The organism is Streptomyces sp. URMC 127, from assembly GCF_051386535.1.
Taxonomy (GTDB): domain Bacteria; phylum Actinomycetota; class Actinomycetes; order Streptomycetales; family Streptomycetaceae; genus Streptomyces.
This window is the reverse complement of record NZ_JBPQTW010000160.1, coordinates 1-16031: the sequence shown is the minus strand read 5'-3', so window position 1 is coordinate 16031 and position 16031 is coordinate 1. Positions and strand designations below refer to the sequence as shown.

Annotated in this window: 17 protein-coding genes; 5 read left to right on the top strand and 12 right to left on the bottom strand. The window is 73.2% G+C overall.

What is annotated here, in order from left to right; all coding sequences use genetic code 11:
• The 3 genes from ACSNOH_RS25635 to ACSNOH_RS25625 form a co-directional block, all read right to left on the bottom strand.
• On the bottom strand, positions 1-439 hold a 439-nt coding region (locus ACSNOH_RS25635), incomplete at its 3' end, for a DUF6114 domain-containing protein (RefSeq protein WP_436723782.1).
• Between the two features lies 1 nt (position 440).
• On the bottom strand, positions 441-1061 hold the full coding sequence (locus ACSNOH_RS25630; RefSeq protein WP_436723781.1) for a DUF6230 family protein: 621 nt from the start codon (positions 1059-1061) through the stop codon (positions 441-443).
• 230 nt (positions 1062-1291) lie between these two features.
• A complete protein-coding gene (locus ACSNOH_RS25625) occupies positions 1292-2524 on the bottom strand; it encodes a cytochrome P450 (RefSeq protein WP_436723780.1) in 1233 nt (410 codons plus the stop codon).
• A gap of 336 nt (positions 2525-2860) precedes the next feature.
• Between ACSNOH_RS25625 and ACSNOH_RS25620 the strand changes: the two genes are divergently transcribed.
• From ACSNOH_RS25620 to ACSNOH_RS25605, 4 genes are all read left to right on the top strand, one after another.
• Positions 2861-4030, top strand: coding sequence for a steroid 3-ketoacyl-CoA thiolase (locus ACSNOH_RS25620; protein WP_436723779.1), 1170 nt, complete (start codon positions 2861-2863; stop codon positions 4028-4030).
• 46 nt (positions 4031-4076) lie between these two features.
• Complete coding sequence (locus ACSNOH_RS25615) at positions 4077-4526, top strand: GNAT family N-acetyltransferase (protein WP_436723778.1); 450 nt, start codon at positions 4077-4079, stop codon at positions 4524-4526.
• Between the two features lie 66 nt (positions 4527-4592).
• Positions 4593-4913, top strand: a complete 321-nt coding sequence (locus ACSNOH_RS25610; RefSeq protein ID WP_436723777.1) for a hypothetical protein — start codon at positions 4593-4595, stop codon at positions 4911-4913.
• Between the two features lie 44 nt (positions 4914-4957).
• A complete protein-coding gene (locus ACSNOH_RS25605; protein ID WP_436723776.1) occupies positions 4958-5407 on the top strand; it encodes a hypothetical protein in 450 nt (149 codons plus the stop codon).
• A gap of 45 nt (positions 5408-5452) precedes the next feature.
• Here ACSNOH_RS25605 and ACSNOH_RS25600 read toward each other — a convergent pair whose 3' ends face one another.
• The 4 genes from ACSNOH_RS25600 to ACSNOH_RS25585 form a co-directional block, all read right to left on the bottom strand.
• On the bottom strand, positions 5453-6214 hold the full coding sequence (locus tag ACSNOH_RS25600) for a class I SAM-dependent methyltransferase (RefSeq protein ID WP_436723775.1): 762 nt from the start codon (positions 6212-6214) through the stop codon (positions 5453-5455).
• A gap of 250 nt (positions 6215-6464) precedes the next feature.
• A complete protein-coding gene (locus ACSNOH_RS25595; RefSeq protein WP_436723774.1) occupies positions 6465-6917 on the bottom strand; it encodes an NUDIX hydrolase in 453 nt (150 codons plus the stop codon).
• A gap of 29 nt (positions 6918-6946) precedes the next feature.
• Entirely contained in the window at positions 6947-7705 is a 759-nt protein-coding gene (locus ACSNOH_RS25590; RefSeq protein ID WP_436723773.1) for a GntR family transcriptional regulator, read from the bottom strand.
• 620 nt (positions 7706-8325) lie between these two features.
• Complete coding sequence (locus tag ACSNOH_RS25585) at positions 8326-9204, bottom strand: esterase/lipase family protein (protein ID WP_436723772.1); 879 nt, start codon at positions 9202-9204, stop codon at positions 8326-8328.
• A gap of 219 nt (positions 9205-9423) precedes the next feature.
• On the opposite strand from ACSNOH_RS25585, the gene ACSNOH_RS25580 reads away from it, so the two are divergent.
• A complete protein-coding gene (locus ACSNOH_RS25580; RefSeq protein WP_436723771.1) occupies positions 9424-9987 on the top strand; it encodes a GNAT family N-acetyltransferase in 564 nt (187 codons plus the stop codon).
• Here ACSNOH_RS25580 and ACSNOH_RS25575 read toward each other — a convergent pair.
• The 5 genes from ACSNOH_RS25575 to ACSNOH_RS25555 form a co-directional block, all read right to left on the bottom strand.
• Positions 9984-10958: an ECF transporter S component gene (locus tag ACSNOH_RS25575; RefSeq protein ID WP_436723783.1), complete on the bottom strand. Its 975-nt coding sequence runs from the start codon at positions 10956-10958 to the stop codon at positions 9984-9986. The genes ACSNOH_RS25580 and ACSNOH_RS25575 overlap by 4 nt on opposite strands.
• Positions 10959-11053: 95 nt before the next feature.
• Positions 11054-12766, bottom strand: coding sequence for an ABC transporter ATP-binding protein (locus tag ACSNOH_RS25570; protein WP_436723770.1), 1713 nt, complete (start codon positions 12764-12766; stop codon positions 11054-11056).
• Positions 12763-14034, bottom strand: coding sequence for a CbiQ family ECF transporter T component (locus ACSNOH_RS25565; protein ID WP_436723769.1), 1272 nt, complete (start codon positions 14032-14034; stop codon positions 12763-12765). Before ACSNOH_RS25565 ends, ACSNOH_RS25570 begins: the two co-directional genes overlap by 4 nt.
• A complete protein-coding gene (locus tag ACSNOH_RS25560) occupies positions 14031-14738 on the bottom strand; it encodes an SCO2322 family protein (RefSeq protein ID WP_436723768.1) in 708 nt (235 codons plus the stop codon). Before ACSNOH_RS25560 ends, ACSNOH_RS25565 begins: the two co-directional genes overlap by 4 nt.
• The gene (locus ACSNOH_RS25555) at positions 14735-16012 is read right to left on the bottom strand and encodes a prenyltransferase/squalene oxidase repeat-containing protein (RefSeq protein WP_436723767.1); all 1278 of its coding nucleotides are present in this window, start codon (positions 16010-16012) and stop codon (positions 14735-14737) included. The genes ACSNOH_RS25560 and ACSNOH_RS25555 overlap by 4 nt, the downstream gene beginning before the upstream one ends.
• Positions 16013-16031 lie beyond the last annotated feature (19 nt).

Sequence of the window (16031 nt, the reverse complement as noted above, 5' to 3'; positions counted from 1 at the left end):
GTCCCGGCTCCGGTGCCGGCACCGGAGCCGCCGGCTGCCACGCGAAGACCATGCCCCCGCCGATCACGCCGAGGATCGTGCCGAAGAGGAAGCCGCCGAGGTTCGACATCACCAGCGCCGCGGCCGCGATCATGACCGTCACCACCCCGGCGAGGGACCGGTACTGCGGTGCGAACCACGCGCTCAGCCCCATCAGCACCATGACCAGGCCCATCAGGACCGACGGGATGCCCGCGATCCCCTGATGGAGCATGATCTTCAGCGGTGCGAGCGGGATGACGGAGATCTCCGCCCCGGCGAGCACGGTGGCGAGGCCGCCCCAGAAGGGCCGCGCCTTGCGCCACCGGCGCCACGCGGCCCACGGGCGGCGCCGCGGACGGGAACCCGGACGTACGGCCGTACCGGCTGTACCGGCCGCGCCTGCGGTGCCGTCCGCCACGTCAGAAGCACTCCTGCTTGCCCTTGGAGATGTTCAGCCGCAGCCCGGCCAGCTTGAACGTGCCCGCGTTGGTCGCCCACGCGACCTGCCGGAGCTTCTTCACGCTGACGTGGTCGGCCTGCTGGGCGAAGAGGTCCTGTAGGCCCTGCGCGCCGTCCGGCCCCTTGTCGAGCGTGGAGGCGTCGCGGCCGATCTCGACGTTCTTGAACTCGGCGTCGCCGCCCATCTGGGTGGCGTCGAGGAAGAGGTTGCTGGCCCGGACCGGGGTGCCGTTGCCGCCCGCTGTCAGGTTGAGCGAGATGTCGCCGATGACGGGCAGGTGGGTGACCACGGACTGGCAGAGCTTCTTCAGCTCGGCCTCCTTGATCGCGGTGACCGCGACGGGCAGCAGGTCGCCGCGGGCGTTGGTGTCCACGCCGCCGTACTGCGCGAACCCCTCGCCCTCCAGGCTGTCGGCCGAGACCTTGAACTCCTGCCCCGAGACGGCGAACGAGGCGGCGAGGGCCCCTTCGGCCAGCGCCACGGCCAGCGCCGCCGTCGCCGCGAAGCCGGGCACGGCCAGGACGGCGAACCTGCGCCACCTGACCCGCCCCGTGACAGGTCTGCCTTGCGCGTCCTTCATGCTGATCGTCCCCTCGGAGAGCCTCGGATGAGCGCTGCCGGACGGGCGGGCCTCCGTGCGGCACGGGGCCGGTGACGTCACGGGCGTACGGCGTGACGGGCCTGCCCGGAAGGTGTACCCGAGAGTAAGTCCGCGGCGGACGGCGGACAAGGTCCCGGTACGGACTATTCCCGTACACGTAAAGGAAATTGACGTTCAGTCAGTAAAGGATCTGCCGCGGCGCCCGGCGGCTACGCGTACCGCACCCGCATCTCCTTGATGCCGTTCAGCCACGCCGATCGCAGCCGCCGCGGCTCGCCGTCGAGCCGGATGCCCGGCAGGGCGTCGGCCACCGCGTCGAAGATCAGGCCGATCTCCAGCGCGGCCAGCGACCGGCCGAGGCAGAAGTGCGGCCCCCCGCCGCCGAAGCCGAGGTGCGGGTTGGGGTCCCGGGCGATGTCGAAGACCTCGGGGGCGTCGAAGACCTCCGGGTCGTGGTTGGCGGAGGCGTAGAAGAGCCCCACGCGCTGGCCCGCGCGGATGCGGGCGCCGCCGAGCTCGGTGTCGCGGGTGGCCGTGCGCTGGAAGGAGACGACGGGCGTCGCCCAGCGGACGATCTCCTCCGCGGCGGTCGCGGGGCGCTCGCGCCGGTAGAGCTCCCACTGCTCGGGGTGGGTGAGGAAGGCGTGCATGCCGTGGCTGATGGCGTTGCGCGTGGTCTCGTTGCCGGCGACGGCCAGCAGCAGCACGAAGAAGCCGAACTCGTCGGAGGCCAGGTTGCCCTCGTCCTCGGCGGCGACGAGGCGGCTGACGATGTCCCGCGCCGGGCACTCCTTGCGCGCGGCGGCCAGGTTCATGGCGTACGCGATGAGCTCCGCCGCGGAGTGCGCGCCGACCTCCTCGGTGATGGCCAGCTCGGGGTCGTCGTAGGCGATCATCTTGTTGGACCAGTCGAAGATCCTGGCCCGGTCCTCCTGCGGGACGCCGATGAGCTCGGCGATCGCCTGCAGGGGCAGCTCGCAGGCGATGTCGGTGACGAAGTCGCCGCTGCCGCGCTCGCGGGCCGCCGCGACGATGGCCCCGGCGCGCTCGCGCAGGGCCGCCTCCAGGGCCCGTACGGCGCGCGGGGTGAAGCCGCGCTGCACGATCTGGCGGACGCGGGTGTGCTCGGGCGGGTCCATGTTGAGCATGATGAGCCGCTGGACGTCGATCTGGTCGCGGGAGATGCGCTCGTTGAAGCGGATGATGGAGGTGTTGAGGGAGGCGGAGTAGAGGTCGGGCCGGGTGGAGACCTCCTTCACGTCCGCGTGCCGGGTGACGGCCCAGTAGCCGTCGTCGTCGAAGCCGGCGACGCCGTGGGGCTGGGCGACCCACCACACCGGCGCGGTGCGGCGCAGCGCCGCGAACTCCGGGAGCGGGAGGCGGCGGTGGTTGACGTCGGGGTCGGTGAAGTCGAAGCCCTCGGGGAGCGCGGGAGCGGACATCGGTCCTCCATGAGGCGTCGGCGGCGAGGGCGGAGACCGTCCCTGACGAAACCGGGCGGGTGCCGGACACGTGCCGGGCGGGTGCCGGACGTGTACCGGACATGCGTCGCACATATGTCTGACGAGCCATCAGATACACCCGCCTCGACGGTAGTGACGGCTTCGGCGGGCGGCAAGGGAGGGTGCGAGGCCATCTGTCGCCCACCGGGCCCGTGCGCGACCCTTGCGTACCGGGGGTAGCGCTCATAAGACTGCGAGCGGAAGAGCGGAACAAGAACGTGTTCTTGTTTGCCGGGGGCGCCGGGACGCCCAGCGGATGCCACGAGAGGACGAGCCATGGCCGCGGAACCCGTCATCGTCGAAGCCGTACGGACCCCCATCGGGAAGCGCGGAGGCACGCTCGCCAACCTCCACCCCGCCTATCTGCTGGGCGAGACGTACCGCGAGGTCATGGACCGTACCGGAATCCAGCCGGACTGCGTGGAGCAGATCGTCAGCGGCACGGTCACCCACGCCGGCGAGCAGTCGATGAACCCCGCGCGCACCGCCTGGCTCGCCATGGGCCTGCCCTACGAGACCGCCGCCACCACCGTCGACTGCCAGTGCGGCTCCTCGCAGCAGGCCAACCACCTCGTCGCCAACATGATCGCGGGCGGTGTCGTCGACATCGGCATCGCGAGCGGTGTGGAGTCCATGTCCCGGGTGCCGCTCGGCAGCGGCTCCAAGCACGGGCCGGGCAAGCCGTTCCCCGACGAGTGGAGCGTCGACCTGCCCAACCAGTTCGAGGCCGCCGAGCGCATCGCCCGCAAGCGCGGCCTGACCCGCGAGCGGGTGGACGAGCTCGGCCTCCTCTCCCAGCAGCGGGCCGCCCGCGCGTGGTCCGAGGAGCGCTTCAAGCGGGAGACGTTCGCCGTCCAGGTGCCCACGACGGAGGACGAGCAGCTGGCCGGACAGGGCATGTGGCGCCTCGTCGACCGCGACGAGGGCTTACGGGACACCAGCGCCGAGGTCCTCGGCCGGCTCAAGCCCGTGATGCCGAACGCCGTCCACACCGCCGGCAACTCCTCCCAGATATCCGACGGCGCGTGCGCGCTCATGTGGGCGTCCAAGCGGATGGCCCGCGCGCTCAAGCTGCGGCCCCGGGCCCGTATCGTCGCCCAGGCGCTCGTCGGGGCCGACCCGCACTTCCACCTCGACGGGACCATCGACGCGACCCGGGCCGTCCTCGGCAAGGCGGGCATGTCGCTGCGCGACATCGACCTGGTGGAGATCAACGAGGCGTTCGCGTCGGTCGTCCTGTCCTGGGCCCAGGTCTTCGAGCAGGACCTGCGGAAGGTCAACGTCAACGGCGGCGCGATCGCCCTCGGCCACCCGGTCGGCGCGACGGGGGCCCGGTTGATCACGACCGCGCTGCACGAACTGGAACGGGCGGACCAGGAGTTCGCGCTCATCACGATGTGCGCGGGAGGCGCGCAGGCGACGGGGACGATCATTCAGCGCCTGTGACGCCGGCCACGGTCCCCGGCGACTGATCGGTAATACCCTCTCAGCCGTGGGAACTGTGATCAGACGCGCCACGGCGGGGGACGCCGCACGCCTCACGGAGCTGGTGCGCGGCTCGGGCGCGTACCGGGGCGGGTATGCGGCGATGGTCGAGGACTACGAGGTGACCGCGGAGTACGTCGGGATCCATGACGTCTTCGTGCAGCAAGGAGAAGACGGCGAGCTCCTGGGCTTCTACGCCCTGCTCCTCGGCCCGCCCGCCGAGCTGGACCTGATGTTCGTCGCCGACGAGGCCCAGGGCCTGGGCGTGGGGCGCCGCCTCGCGGCCCACATGAAGGAGCGCGCCCGGGCCGCCGGCCTGGATGCCGTACGCGTGGTCTCCCACCCGCCGTCCGAGGGCTTCTACCGCAGCGTGGGCGCGGTGCGGACCGGGACGGTGCCGGCGATGCTGCCGAAGATCACGTGGGAGCGGCCGGAGCTGGTGTTCGCGCTCGGGTGACGGGAAATCCGCGCGACACCGTCATGGTTCCTTCCGTAACGTCCTCCCGGCGAGGAGAGGAACGACATGGCGCTGCCCAGGAAGGGCTCCCGGCGGATCGTCGTCGACGGCACGGCCTACCGGTGGAGGCTGCGGGGGCGGCCGACGTACGGCCAGGGGACGGGGTGGTCCCCCATGACCTACGCCGTCGAGCACTTCGCCGACCCGGGCACGACGCTGCTGGTCGACACGGGCATCCCGCACCCGGGCAACTGGACGGGCGCCCCGTCCGCCCCGGTCCTGCCGCCGGCGGTAGCGGAGGCCGTCCGGACGGCGGTGGCCGCGGGCTGGAACCCGACGGCTCCCGGCGCCCCCTTCCGCCTCAGTCTCCGTGAACCATCCGCCTGAAAGAGAGAACCCCCGCCGTGGACATCGCCGTGCAATGGGTCCGAGTGACCTGGACCAAGAGGTCGCGGGGCGCCGAAGCGGCCACGATGCGCAACGCGCTCCCGGTGGCGTTTCCCCTGCCGGACGCGCCGGCGCCGGTCGTCCACGACGTCGTCATGAGCGAGCGCGACGCCTTCGTCGCCCGTGCGTCCTTGCGCGACGGGGCCGACCCGGGCGTACGGCTGCGGGAATCCGGCGGCCGCCTGCTCGTCCAGCCGCCCGCCCTCTCCCTGCTCCAGGCCATGCCCCCGAGACGCCGCCGCCCGCCGGCCGTCCGGCTCGCCCCGGGCCAGTGGCTCCGCTGGCAGCTCAACCACCGCTGCAGCAGCGCGGCGGGCATGGCCGACTGGTTCTACACCCAGAACACCCTGAACATCGCCTACGGCCCCCACACCCCCGACGTCTTCCTGGGCGCCCCTACGCGACACGTCGACGAACGGGGTTATCTGCGCTAGACGGCAACCGGATCCGGCGGAACAAGCACGCCAGGGAACGGGCGCCTATGCGGGTACCGCTGCCGTACCTCGGCGGAACAAGGCGGTCCATAGAAACGTCACGCCGAAGAGCGGTGACTCGGGCGGCTCCTGCCGCATGCGGCGCACTTCCACCTCCGTCAGGTCGGAGAAGATCCAGCGCAGCGACTCGGGCGTATAGGCGAGGCCGCCCTGCAACTCGCGTTCGCGGTAGAGGTCCGCATCGGCGAGCTCCGAGCCCATACCCATCTCTCCGGCGGCGAAGCAGGTGAGCGCGAGGTGGCCGCCGGGGGCCAGAACCCGGTCGAGGAGAGCCAGGTAGCTGACGCGGCGGTGCGGCGGTAGGTGGTGGAAGCAGCCCGAGTCGACGACCAGGTCGTACGGGCCGCTCAACTCGCTGTCGGGGAGGGTGAAGGCGTCACCGTGAAGGAAGCGAACGTCGGCTCCGGCCTTGTCGGCCCGGTCTTTCGCCCAGGCGACTGCCGCGGGGGACAGGTCGACGGCGTCCACCTGGAAGCCGAGCGATGCGAGATACAGCGCATTGCGCCCTGGTCCGCATCCCAGGTCCAGGGCCCGCCCTGGAGCGATCAAACCCTGGTCGAGGTAGGCGGCCAGGTTCTCGTCCGGCTTCGCCACGAAGAAGGGAACGGACCTTGACCGGTCGGCGTAGAAGCGGTCCCAGAAGTCCTGCCCGTCACCGGTCGCCAAGCGGCCGGCCTCGGAACCGGATGTGAAGAACCCGTCCAAGAGTGCGAGAACGTCCTCGATGGTGCGTATGGTCCGGTCCACTCGGCCTCCTTCGACGGAGTTCGACCATAGGAGCCAGGAGGGCGAAATACCAGGTCAGGCGATACGCGGCGACGGCTCGGAGCGCCGCTGAGGCCCTCGAAGCTGACGGGGGAGGGGATTCGCCCCGGGCGCCGGATCCGCACCCGCCCAAGCGTTCCCCAGGTGCCGGGAAGGGGCCTTCCTCAGTTGGGGCCGGAAGTCTATTTCGACGGATTCCAGTAGGGGAGTCGGCTGCCCCGCCCGCGGGCGACTACGCCGGTATCAATCGCCGTCCGTCGTGGATCCGCACGTGCGGGGCGTCGGCGCTGAGCGCGTCCAGTAACCGGACCGCGTACGCTTCGGTCATCGCCGCGGTCACCTCCTCCGGCGCCATCCAGGAGACGGCGACGGACTCGTCCGAGGTGCGTTCGCTGCCGCCGACGGGAGTGCAGCGGAAGACAAGTGCGACGATTCCGCGGGCCATGTTCTTGTAGACGCCGGTGAGCCGCTGCACCTCGACCTCGATGCCGGTCTCCTCCAGTACCTCCCGGCAGGCGCCGGCCTCGGGAGACTCCGCGATCTCCAGTACGCCGCCGGGCAGCTCCCAGTGCCCGTTGTCAGCCCGCCTGATGGCGAGCACGCGCCCGTCCTCCCGCACGACGGCTCCCGCTACCGATACGGAATGGAGTGCCGGGGAGCCGGTACCCGGGTCGGCTGCGCTCATGGGCCCGAGCCTAGGGGAAGCGGCCCTGGTCAGTTGTCGAACTCGTACTCCAGCACGTACGACGCCGCGTCCAGCGTCATCTCGTTGAGTTCGACGGCCCGGCCGCCGTTGGCATACGCCGTGCGGCAGATGAGGATGACGGGAGTGCCGGAACCCAGCCCGAGCCGGTCAGCCTCATCGGCCGACGGCATGCGGCAGCGGATCTCTTCGCGGAAGTGCACGGGCTTGGCGCCGAGTTCCGCCAGGCGTGCGTAGGTACCTCCAGGGCCTGAGTCTTCCTGCGTGATGGCAGACCCGGCTACAAGGGCGGCGGGCAGGTAGGAGGTGGAGAGCAGGACTGGTTTGCCGTCGAGGACGAAGCGCCTGTTTCTCACGCAGACGGCGGTGTCCGACGCCAAATCCAAGGCGATGGCCACGTGTCGTGGCGCCGGCTGCTCGGTGACGTCTACTTGGTCGACTGCGAGGGTGCGGTCCCCGATCTCGCTCGCCCAAATGGAATGTCCTGAGCCCCACATGGCTTCCGCCAGCCGCTGGATGCCTCTCCGCCGGATCGGGCGGAACGAGCGCACAAAGACGCCGGCGCCTTTCCGGGCCTCGACGAGGCCTTCGCTCTGCAGCACTCCGAGTGCCTGGCGTGCGGTCATACGGGCTACGCCATAGGTCGCCATCAGGTCGTTCTCGCCGGGCAGCCGACCACCGGGTTCGTAATCGCCGGCCTGGATCGCCTCTCTCAGTTCTGCAGCGATCCGCTGGTACTTGGGTCGGCGGCCAGTGCCCTGGTCAGCCATTGGGTGATCACCTCGCTCCTCTCTAGACAGCGTAAGGGGCGACCGGCTGCCACTGCGGAAGCGGGGGGTATCCCCGGGCAACGCAGGTTCTCTAGAGATGAGTTGACTTCTCTGAGAGCCGAGCTTCACTTGAGACATCTCTAGAGATGCTCGATGGCGGGGCGGCTCGGGAATTCGGCCTGCCGAAAAGAAAGGGAGGCGTGTAACCGTGACATATCGCGTGGGCGCGTACGTGGTGGACATGCGGGAGGACCGGGTCGCCCAAGTGATCGGGCACCGGGGTTCGCGGGTGCAGGTGCGTGCGCCGGGGGGCGGGGGCGAGTGGGAGGTTCCGGGGCCCTCGCTGCGGCCGGCTATGAGCCAGGAGCGGGAGGCGGTGCGCGTGTTGGCCAATCGGGATCGCGTTCCGCCGCGGAGGGCCTGTGGGCGGTGTGCTGAGTTGGAGGCGGCCTGGCGGGCGGCGTGCGCAGAGACGGGGGAGCGGGCGAACGCGAGCCTCTGGGCGCTGAACCGGTTTCGTCAGCACTGGCGGCTGGATCACGCCGTGTCGGCCGGCAGGTGACCCGGCCGCTCGGGCCGGGGTGTCAGGGCCCCGGCCCGAGCCGCGCAGCGGATTCGCGTCAGCTCACGACCGACGCGCAGGTGGTCGGCTCGGCGTTGGCCGGGTCGAGGAGGTTCGCCACCCAGTGGACGACGATGCGGTCGACGCTGCCGATCGCGATGTGCTCGGAGAAGTCGAGCGGGCAGAGGTCCTGCAGCATGACGTTGCGGACGTTCGGACCCGCCAGGAAGTTCGTGCCGTGCGGCGTGACGACCTGGTCGTACTTGGTGGCGATGACCGAGTACTCGACGCCGGGCATCGTGTCGGGGCTGGAGTTCAGCTTCTTGAGGAAGTCGGAGCCGATGGCCTGGTCGGTCAGGCCCTGGGCCATGCCGCCGAGGGCCTTGCGGGCGCCCGGGACGCTGTCCATCAGCTTGGTCAGCCCCATCATGGTGGTGCCGTGGCTGGAGGGGGCGAGGCCGATGAGGTGGTTGACCTTGCTCGCGCCGCCCAGGAAGTTGATGTAGTAGCGCGGCATCATGCCGCCCTGGGAGTGGCCGACCATGTCGACCTTGTCCACGCCGGTGGCCGCGCGCACCTTGTCGACGAACACCGCGAGCTCCTCGGCCGACTTGTCGATCGGGCCGAGTCCGTAGAGGACGGGCACGCCGCGCAGCTTGCCGTAGTCGAGGGAGAAGACGCAGTAGCCGCGCTTGACCAGGTAGGGCGCCATCACGAGCCAGTTGTCGACGGAGTTGCCGAGCGTGCCGTGGACGAGGACGACGGGCCGCGGGTGGGCGGCGGAGGGCTTGCAGCTGAAGTCGTTCCAGCCGCTGCTGACCGTCGAGGGGCGGTCAGCGGCCGCGGCGGCCGAGGCGGTGGAGCCGACGCCCAGGATCAGGGCAAGAGCTGATAAAAAGGCAAAAAGAGGGCGGAACAGTTTACGGTTTTCGAACATCAGGAACCTCGTGCATAAGGCGGCAGCCGGCACCGGCGCGGCGACCTGTCCGGTCGCGCGCTGACGGCTGTCCGCGGGGGGTTGCGAGTAAGATCATCTAAAAGTTACTCGCAAGTCAAGTAACGGGATCGGAGAGAGTCACAACGGCCGCCGGACGGTGCCCGGCCCCGCGCCGAAAACCCGGCGCGCCGGGCTGACGCCGCGTGCGAGGATGCCGCCATGACCGCCGGCAGCGCCCCTCTCCCCACCCCTCCCGCTCCCCCCGCTTCGTGGACGATCGCCCCCGCGCCCGTCCGCTCTCCCGAAGCCGTGGCCCTGATGCGGGAGTACATGACCGAGGTCGCCGACCGCTGGTTCCTGCTCCACGAAGGCCGCACCACGACGCCGGACGAGGTCGAGGGGTACGTCGCCGAGGAGCCGCACGACGATCTCGCGCCGCCCAGGGGCGTGCTGCTGGTCGCCCGCCGGGAGGGCGAGCCGATGGGGTGCCTGGGGCTGCGGTGGTTCGACCGGGAGCGGGGGACGGCCGAGCTGAAGCGCATGTACGTGCGGCCCGCCGCCCGCGGGCTCGGGGCCGCGCCCGCGCTGCTGGCCGCTGCCGAGGCGACGGCGCGGGAGTGGGGCGCCGCGCGCCTCGTGCTGGACACGCGCAAGGACCTCGTGGAGGCGCGGGCGCTGTACGCACGGCACGGGTTCGTGCCGATCCCGCGTTACAACACCGTGGAGGACAATCCGTACGCTGAGGTGTGGATGGGCAAGGAGCTGCCCGGCGCGGTGCGTTAGCCGGGTGGCGGCTCGCGGAACGCCACCGGCGCGTCGAACGCCGCCCTGCGCGTCGCGCGCCGCAGCGCCTTGAGGACCGTCGGCCCGAGGGCGAGCGTCGCGGTGACCGTCACGACCGCGCGCGGGAGGTCCCAGCCCAGAGACGTGGCCAGGCAGTACGCGGCGAAGCGGGCGAGGTTCTCGGCCAGCGGGTCGCCGGGGACGAAGGAGACGCCCGTGGCGAGCGAGCCGATGTACGGCCAGCCCTGGAGGTTCATCACCGTCCCGTAGCACAGGGACGCCACCGCCCCGTAGCCCGCGAGCATCAGCACCTCGCGGGCGCCCCGCAGCCGGTCCGGGCCGGGCAGCAGGCCCGCGCCCATGGCGACCCATCCCATCGCCAGCATCTGGAACGGCATCCACGGCCCGACGCCGCCCGTCAGCAGCGCCGACGCGAACATCGACACCGAGCCGAGCACGAAGCCGAAGCCCGGGCCGAGGACCCGGCCCGACAGGACCATCAGGAAGAACATCGGCTCGATGCCGGCCGTCCCCGCGCCCAGCGGCCGCAGGGCCGCGCCCGCCGCCGCCAGGACGCCGAGCATCGCGATGGCCTTCGCGTCCAGCCCCGAGTCGGCGATGGCCGCCACGACGACCGCCAGCAGGAGCGGCAGCAGCGCGGCGAACAGCCAGGGCGCGTCCGCGGAGTGCGCGAGCCCGGACGTGGGCGCCGCGAGCAGCGGCCAGCCGAAGGCCATGACGCCGATCGCGGAGACGAGCAGCAGGGCGGCGACGGAGCGGCGGCCCAGGCGGACGGCACGCGTCCGGCGGTCCAGGCGGGCGGCACGGGTCCGGCGGTCCAGGCGGGCGGCACGCGCCTGCCGGTCCGCCGGGGCGGCCGCGCCCGGAGTGCCGTCGGGCGCTGTCGCGGACGGCGGCCGCGTCCCGGCCCCGGCCTCGTCCGGCACGCTGTCGCGGGCGTCGTAGCGCATGCCGTCCCCGGCCTTGTCCGGCATGCCGTCCCGGGCCTCGTCCGGCATGCCGTCCCGGGCCTCGTCCCGGGCCGGGCCCGGGGTCCCGTCCCGCGTCACGACTCCGCCCCCAGCGCGTCCCGCACCTGACCCACCGTGAGCCACCGCTGCGGCGCGAGCACCTTCGCCACCTGCGGGGCGAAGGCCGGGGACGCCACGACCACCTCCGCCGTCGGCCCGTCCGCCACGACCTCGCCGTCGGCGATGACGACGACCCGGTGCGCCAGCTCCGCGGCGAGCTCCACGTCGTGCGTCGCCAGGACGATCGCGTGCCCGTCCGCGGCGAGGCCGCGCAGGATCTCCACCAGGCGGTGCTTGGCCGCGTAGTCGAGGCCGCGGGTCGGCTCGTCGAGGAGGATCAGCGGCGGGCGCGCCGTCAGCACCACCGCGAGGGCGAGCGCGAGGCGCTGGCCCTCCGACAGGTCGCGCGGGTGCGCCGTGCCGGGAACGTCCGGCAGCAGCCCGGAGACCAGCGCCCGGCAGGTGCCCGGCGCGGCGCCCGCGTCACCGTCGGCCGCCGTGCACTCGGCCGCGACCGTGTCCGCGTACAGCAGATCGCGCGGCTCCTGCGGTACGAGGCCGACGTGGCGCAGCAGCTCCGCCGGGGGCGTGCTGTGCGGGGCGGCGCCGCCGACGCGGACGGAGCCCGCAGCGGGCCTGTGCATGCCGACGAGCGTCCGCAGGAGGGTCGATTTGCCCGCGCCGTTGCGGCCCATCAGGGCGACCGTCTCGCCGGAGCGCACCGACAGGTCCACGGCGCGCAGCGCGACCAGCCGGTCGTGCCGCACGGCGAGACCGGTGACGGCCGCGGCGGGGGCCGGGTCGGCCTCGGTCGTACGGCGGGCCCGGCGCAGGAAGCCGGTGCGGCGCGGTGCGGCGGCGGCCTTGGGCGCGTCCGGCGCGTCCGCGGTGGCCCGGGCGGCCTGCGCGGCTTCCGCGGGCGGCGGGGGCAGCGGCGCCAGCCGCTCCCGCAGCGGAGCCGCCCGGCGGCGGGCGTCCCGTACGGACAGCGGGAGAGGCGACCAGCCGGCCAGGCGGCCGAGGTCCACCACCGGCGGGTGGACCGGCGACACCGCCATGACCTCGGCCGGCTCGCCGATGACGGGAGCCTGCCCGGGGCCGGGCAGCAGGATGACGCGGTCCGCGTACTGCACGACCCGCTCCAGCCGGTGCTCGGCCATCAGGACCGTGGTGCCCAGGTCGTGGACCAGCCGCTGCAGCACGGCGAGCACCTCCTCCGCCGCGCCCGGGTCCAGGGCGGACGTCGGTTCGTCCAGGACCAGCACCTTCGGGTGCGCGGTCAGCACCGAGCCGATGGCCACGCGCTGCTGCTGCCCGCCGGAGAGCGTGGCGAGGGGGCGGTCGCGCAGGGCGGCCAGGCCCAGCAGGTCGAGGGTCTCCTCGACGCGGCGCCGCATGACCTGCGGGGGGATGCCGAGGGACTCCATGCCGTAGGCGAGCTCGTCCTCGACGGTGTCGGTGACGAAGTGGGCGAGCGGGTCCTGGCCCACGGTGCCGACGACGTCGGCGAGTTCGCGCGGCTTGTGGGTACGGGTGTCGCGGCCGGCCACGGTGACGCGGCCGTGCAGGGTGCCGCCGGTGAAGTGCGGGACGAGGCCGCTGACGGTGCCGAGGAGGGTGGACTTGCCGACGCCGGACGGGCCTACGAGGAGGCAGAGTTCGCCTTCGGGGACGGTGAGGTCGACGCCTCGGAGCGAGGGCGCCTCGGTGTCGTCGTACGTGACGGACACGTTCTCGAAGCGGATCACTGGGGCTCCTGGAGGTGGGTGGTGTTGGCGGGTCCGGCACCGCCGGGATCCCCGGCGGGGGTTGCGCGCCGCCGCGGCGGAGGGAGACGCCCCGGCCCCGCCCTGTCACCGTCTCCCGGGGCTGCGCCCCGGCCCCCGGCGGAGGCGGCCGGCGCGACGAACGCCGGCAGCAGGCCCAGCAGGATCGACGCCGCCGGCCACAACGGCAGCCGTGGCGCCGTCAGCGGCACCGCCGGCGGGTGCAGGACGCCCGGCGCGTAGGAGTTCGCCCAGATCATGAGGGCCGCGACGGCCACGCCCGACCCCGACACGAGCCACGCGCGCACGCCCCACCGGTCGGGCCGGTAGCGCGTGCGGACCGTGCGGCGGCCGCCCAGCCACAGGCCCGCGAGGGCCGCGGCCAGACCGGCGAGCAGCACGGGCATCCCGTACCCCGAGCCCTGGTCGGCGAGCAGCCCGTACGTGCCCGCGCAGACGCCCATGAGGCCGCCCAGCGTCAGCGCGCTCGTCGTGCGGCGCACCGCGCGCGGCACCCGGGCCGTGCGTCCGTAGCCGCGCGCGTCCATGGAGGCCGCCAGCGCCACCGAGCGCTCCAGGGCGCCCTCCAGCACCGGCAGCCCGACCTGGAGGAGGGCGGCGGGGCCGCGGTCGGGGCGGCCACGCAGGCGGCGGGCGGCGCGCAGCCGCTGTACGTCGGCGACTAGGTTCGGCGCGAACGTCATGGCGACGACGACCGCGACCCCCGCCTCGTACAGCGCCCCCGGCAGGGACTTCAGCAGCCGCGCCGGGTTGGCGAGCGCGTTCGCCGCGCCCACGCAGACCAGCAGCGTGGCCAGCTTCATGCCGTCGGCCAGGGCGAAGACCAGCCCCTCGGCCGACACCCGGCCGCCGATGCGCACCCCGCGCGCCCAGTCCGGCAGCGGCACTTCCGGCAGGGTGACGAGGACGTGCGTGCCCGGGATGGGAGAGCCCAGCACGACCGCGAAGACGAGCCGGATGCCGATCACCACCAGGCCGAGCTTGAGGAAGGCCCCGTACGAGCGGGCCCACGGCGCGTCCGTACGCCGCGCGGCCACGACGTAACCCGCGACGGCGATCAGCAGACCGAGCAGCAGGAAGTTCGTCGTGCGCGAGGCGGCCGCGGCCAGGCCCAGCGCCCACACCCACCAGGCGCCCGCGTGGAGCGCGGAGGCGCGTGCGGTCAGCGGCGCGCCGCCGGCACCCGTACCGGAGGCACGTGCGGCCGGCGGCTTCTTCCCGTCCCTCATCCGCGGCGTCGGCGGGCCTGCCAGAAGGCCGCGGCGCCGAGGACGACCACGGCGGCGATGCCGCCGATCAGACCGGCCGACGGCACACCGTCACCACTGCCGCCGTCGCCCTCGTGTGCGGAATCCGGCCGCGCGCTCGCCGTCCCCTCGTCCTTCTTCCCGTCCTTCTTCGTTCCGTCCTTCTTCGTCGCGTCGACCTGTTCGCCGCAGCCCGTCCGCGGGTAGCCGGCGATGGCGCACAGCAGCGCGGCGGAGTCGTAGCGCAGGGGCCTCGCGACCTCGGCGAGCGCCTCGCCCGCCGTCGCGTCCTCCCCGACTCGGGCGCATACGGAGCGGGCCGCGGGCGGCCTCTCGCCGCCGGGGGCGTCCGCGGGCGTGCCGAAGTCGAGGATGACGGCGACGCGCTTCTTCCCGTCCTCCGCGGGCGTACGGTCGCAGACCGCCCCGAAGTCCGCCGCGGCGCGCGGCCTGGCGGCGTCGGAGGAGTCCGCGCTGACCGCGAACCGGAACCCGACCACGTCCCCGTCGCCGGGCCGCGCCGTGCCCGGCCCCTGCGTCGCGTACGCCCACTGGCCGCCGGAGCCCTGCCAGAACGACCAGTAGCGGTAACCGGTGGCGGCCTGCGCCGGGGCGGCGCCGAGCAGGGCGACCAGGGTGAACAGGACGGCGGCCGCGCCGCCGCGCGTCACGGCGGCTCGCGTCACAGCTGCTGCTTCTTCTTGCGGCCGCTGATCAGGAAGCCGATGCCGGCGCCGAAGGCCAGGCCGACGCCGACGATCCACCACACGTTGACGGTGACGCCGCCGTCCTTCTTCTCGTCCTCCTCGGTCATGCCGCCCGTGGCCTTCTTCTCCGGCTCCGGGCCCGTCGCGTTCAGCTGCGCCACCAGGTCCGTGCCCGCGAAGTCGCGCGGGTTGCCGCCCGCGGCGCGCGTGGCGAGGATCAGCTTGGCGAGCCGGCCGGGCTGGCCCTTGGCCCACTCGGCGGTGCCGCTCTCCTTGGACTGCAGCCACTTCAGGGGCTTCTCGGCGGCGGCGCGGTGGCCGCCGGCGGCGAGGGCGAGGGCGGCGTCGGCCGTGTTGCCCTGGTCGGGCTTGGCGGGGGCGCCGGGCATGGACGGCAGGAGGTAGCCGCCGTTCTTGTCCAGGGCGGCCACGAGGTAGCCGTCCACGGCCTCGGCGGCCGCCGCGGCGTCCTTCGGCCCGGCCTTGTCGCCTTCCGCGTCGCCGGAGCACTCCAGCGCCTTGACGGGCCGGTCGGCGTCCTGCTTCGGGGGCCCGGCGAGGAAGCCCTTGCCGAGCGTGGCGAGCGCGGCGGCGGCGCTGGCGAGGTTGTCGGCGCGCAGGCCCTTGTCGTCCTTCAGGTACGCGAACGCGCCGCGCTCGCCCTCCGCGGCGTCGCAGCCGAGCTGGAAGCCCAGCAGCGTCTCGACGGGGTTCTTGCCGCCCTTGGCGGCCTCCTTGGCCGGGTCCTGGCCGGCCGCCGCGAAGGCGCCGAGGGCGATGGAGGTGGAGTTGGCGTCGGTCGGGCTGCCGGCCTGGTAGCCCCACCCGCCGTCCTCGTTCTGGTGGGCCTTGAGCCAGTCCAGGCCCTTCTTGACCGCCTCAGAGCGCCCGCCGGCGGCCGCGAGGCCCTGCACGGCCGCGGCGGTGGTGTCCGTGAACTCGTCCTTCTTCGGGTCGCAGGCCTTGCTCGTGTCGGCCCGGTAGCCGGGGAAGCCGCCGTCCGCGCACTGCTGGCCCGCGAGCCAGTCCACCGCCGCCTTGGCGGGGGTGACGCCCGTGGCGCTCTGCGCCACGAGGGCCAGGGACTGCCGGAAGACGCCGTCGAACTTGGGGTCGGCCGTGCCGTAGAGCCCCGGCGCCGGGGACGGTGAGCCGTCGGCGAAGGCGGCGGGGGCCGCGGCCGCGGCCAGGGCGGCGGCGGTGGCCAGGGCCGCGGCGCCGCGGCGCGCGTGGACGGCGAGGGAGGGGGCCATGGGTCGAGCCTCTCGGGGT

Bases quoted from the DNA above. Each gene is read 5' to 3' on its own strand.
- ACSNOH_RS25575 (WP_436723783.1), bottom strand. From the start codon at position 10,958: ATGCGCTACGACGCCCGCGACAGCGTGCCGGACGAGGCCGGGGCCGGG.
- ACSNOH_RS25590 (WP_436723773.1), bottom strand. From the start codon at position 7,705: ATGGCTGACCAGGGCACTGGCCGCCGACCCAAGTACCAGCGGATCGCT.
- ACSNOH_RS25625 (WP_436723780.1), bottom strand. From the start codon at position 2,524: ATGTCCGCTCCCGCGCTCCCCGAGGGCTTCGACTTCACCGACCCCGAC.
- ACSNOH_RS25595 (WP_436723774.1), bottom strand. From the start codon at position 6,917: ATGAGCGCAGCCGACCCGGGTACCGGCTCCCCGGCACTCCATTCCGTA.
- ACSNOH_RS25580 (WP_436723771.1), top strand. From the start codon at position 9,424: ATGACCGCCGGCAGCGCCCCTCTCCCCACCCCTCCCGCTCCCCCCGCT.
- ACSNOH_RS25620 (WP_436723779.1), top strand. From the start codon at position 2,861: ATGGCCGCGGAACCCGTCATCGTCGAAGCCGTACGGACCCCCATCGGG.
- ACSNOH_RS25555 (WP_436723767.1), bottom strand. From the start codon at position 16,012: ATGGCCCCCTCCCTCGCCGTCCACGCGCGCCGCGGCGCCGCGGCCCTG.
- ACSNOH_RS25630 (WP_436723781.1), bottom strand. From the start codon at position 1,061: ATGAAGGACGCGCAAGGCAGACCTGTCACGGGGCGGGTCAGGTGGCGC.
- ACSNOH_RS25610 (WP_436723777.1), top strand. From the start codon at position 4,593: ATGGCGCTGCCCAGGAAGGGCTCCCGGCGGATCGTCGTCGACGGCACG.
- ACSNOH_RS25585 (WP_436723772.1), bottom strand. From the start codon at position 9,204: ATGTTCGAAAACCGTAAACTGTTCCGCCCTCTTTTTGCCTTTTTATCA.
- ACSNOH_RS25565 (WP_436723769.1), bottom strand. From the start codon at position 14,034: ATGAGGGACGGGAAGAAGCCGCCGGCCGCACGTGCCTCCGGTACGGGT.